Source organism: Mitsuaria sp. TWR114 (genome assembly GCF_007997345.1).
Window position 1 is genome coordinate 1 of the sequence record NZ_VOSR01000732.1, and the last position, 1896, is coordinate 1896.

Sequence of the window (1896 nt, forward strand, 5' to 3'; positions counted from 1 at the left end):
GCAGCCGCGCGGCCAGCGCCAGCGTCGCGACGGTGAAGGACAGGCCCAGCGCCTGGATCATCGTGTCCTTGTCCACCCGCAGGGCCTGCAGGTAGGGCACCAGCGGCAGCGCGAAGACGGCGGTGGCGGCGGTGACGACACCCGTCGCCAGTCCGGCGGCCAGGCCGACCCACCACGCGCCCGGCGCGACGCGCGGCAGCACCGGTTTCCGCAGGCCCCACAGCCCGTAGACCACCAGGATCGCGCCCAGCGGGAGCCGGGCGTCGATCGGCGCGAGGGTGGCGAGGTCCGGACTCCAGACGGTCGTGAGCACCAGGCCGGTCCACATCGGCCAGAGCGTCGCGACCAGCTCCCGTCCCGCCGGTCCTCGGCACTGCGCGACATTGGTCACCAGCGAGGGCATCACGAGCAGCGCGGCGGCCTGCGCCGGCGCCATCCACAGGCCGAGCAGGCTCATGGCGACCGTCGGCAGGCCCATGCCGGTGATGCCCTTGACGCCACCGGCCAGGACGAAGACCAGCCCGATGCCGAGCCATGGCGCGAGCGCCGCGAAGGAGATCGACTGCATGCGGCGCATCTTCAGGGCCGGCCGTGGCGCTGTCGATCTCGATGTGCGGCGGATATCCTTCGCGTCTGCAAGAGGATGGCCCTGATGACCGCCGCCAATACCCGCTCCCTCGCCGCCGCGCGACCGATCGACTACCGCGTCGATCCCTTCGACCTGCAGCTCTTCGAGGTGGTGGTGGCGCAGGGGTCGATCACCGCGGGCGCGGCGGCGATGGGCCTGTCGCTCGCAGCGGCCAGCGCGCGCTTGAAGGCGCTGGAGCATCGCGTCGGCGTGCGGCTGCTCGACCGCGCCAAGACCGGCGCCGTGGCCACCGACGCGGGCCGTGCGCTGTCGCGGCAGGCCCACCGGGTGCTGGCGGAGCTCGATTCGCTGCATGTCGCGATGTCGGCCTTCGGGCACGGCCTGCGCGGCACGGTGCGCCTGCTGGGCAACACGGCGGCGGTGGTCGAGGCGCTGCCGCCGCGCCTGGGGCCCTTCCTGGCTGCGCATCCCGACATCGACCTCGAGCTGCAGGAGATGCCCAGCGACGCCGCGCTGCAGGCGCTGCACGACGGCGTCGCGGACGTGGCGGTGGTCGCGGACCAACTGGTCAGCGTGAACTTCACCGTGGCCGACAGCGTGGCGCCGTCGAGCGTGCTGGTGTAGAGCAGCGTCGTGGTGTCGTTGAGGCCGCCGAACACCACCGCGGTGGCCTGCGCCTGGCTGCAGAAGAGGAGAGCCGCGGCGGCGGCGAGCCCATGGATCATTGTTGGCTTCATGATCGATCCCTTCCCGGACGATGCACGTGGCTGTTGTTCTCCCCTGCCTCCCCCTATGCATAAGCCGGGCCACTTCGCCAAGCCGTTGATCCGGCGTGAGATTTCCGTTGATCTGATAAATCCGCGCTCGGAACTGTAAAAAAATGCGACGCGGCGGGCACGCCAGTTGCCGTTGCGTCCGCCCGTGTGGGGCAACGCCGTCGCGGACGCGGCGCCTATGATCCCGCCCGCGATGAATTACCTGCTCAAGCGCCTGGCGGTGCTGTTGCTGACGCTGCTGGCCGCTTCGGCGCTGATCTTCGGCGCGCTGGAATGGCTGCCCGGCAACGCCGCCCAATTGATCATGGGACCCGAGGCACGCCCGAAGCGGTCGCGGCGCTGGCGCGCCAACTGGGGCTGGACCAGCCCGCATGGTCCCGATACCTCGCCTGGCTGGCCGGCCTGGTGCGCGGCGACCTCGGCCTGTCCTACGCCTACGGCGCGCCGGTCGCCGACCTGATCCTCGAGCGCCTGGCCCTGACCCTGCCGCTGGCGCTGCTGGCGACGTCGATGACGGTGGTGCTGGCGCTG

The 1896-nt window shown here is 71.3% G+C and carries 2 protein-coding genes and 1 pseudogene; 2 read left to right on the forward strand and 1 reads right to left on the reverse strand.

Going from position 1 to position 1896, the window contains the following annotated elements; all coding sequences use genetic code 11:
- The coding region (locus tag FUT87_RS23290; RefSeq protein WP_255511986.1) for a TSUP family transporter at nucleotides 1-568 on the reverse strand (568 nt) is incomplete at its 3' end.
- An 84-nt stretch (nucleotides 569-652) separates the two neighbouring features.
- Between FUT87_RS23290 and FUT87_RS23295 the strand changes: the two genes are divergently transcribed.
- Both FUT87_RS23295 and FUT87_RS29255 read left to right on the forward strand, forming a co-directional pair.
- On the forward strand, nucleotides 653-1213 hold the full coding sequence (locus FUT87_RS23295; protein WP_186830721.1) for a LysR family transcriptional regulator: 561 nt from the start codon (nucleotides 653-655) through the stop codon (nucleotides 1211-1213).
- Between the two features lie 345 nt (nucleotides 1214-1558).
- A pseudogene (locus tag FUT87_RS29255) lies at nucleotides 1559-1896 on the forward strand (ABC transporter permease); the annotation flags it as partial.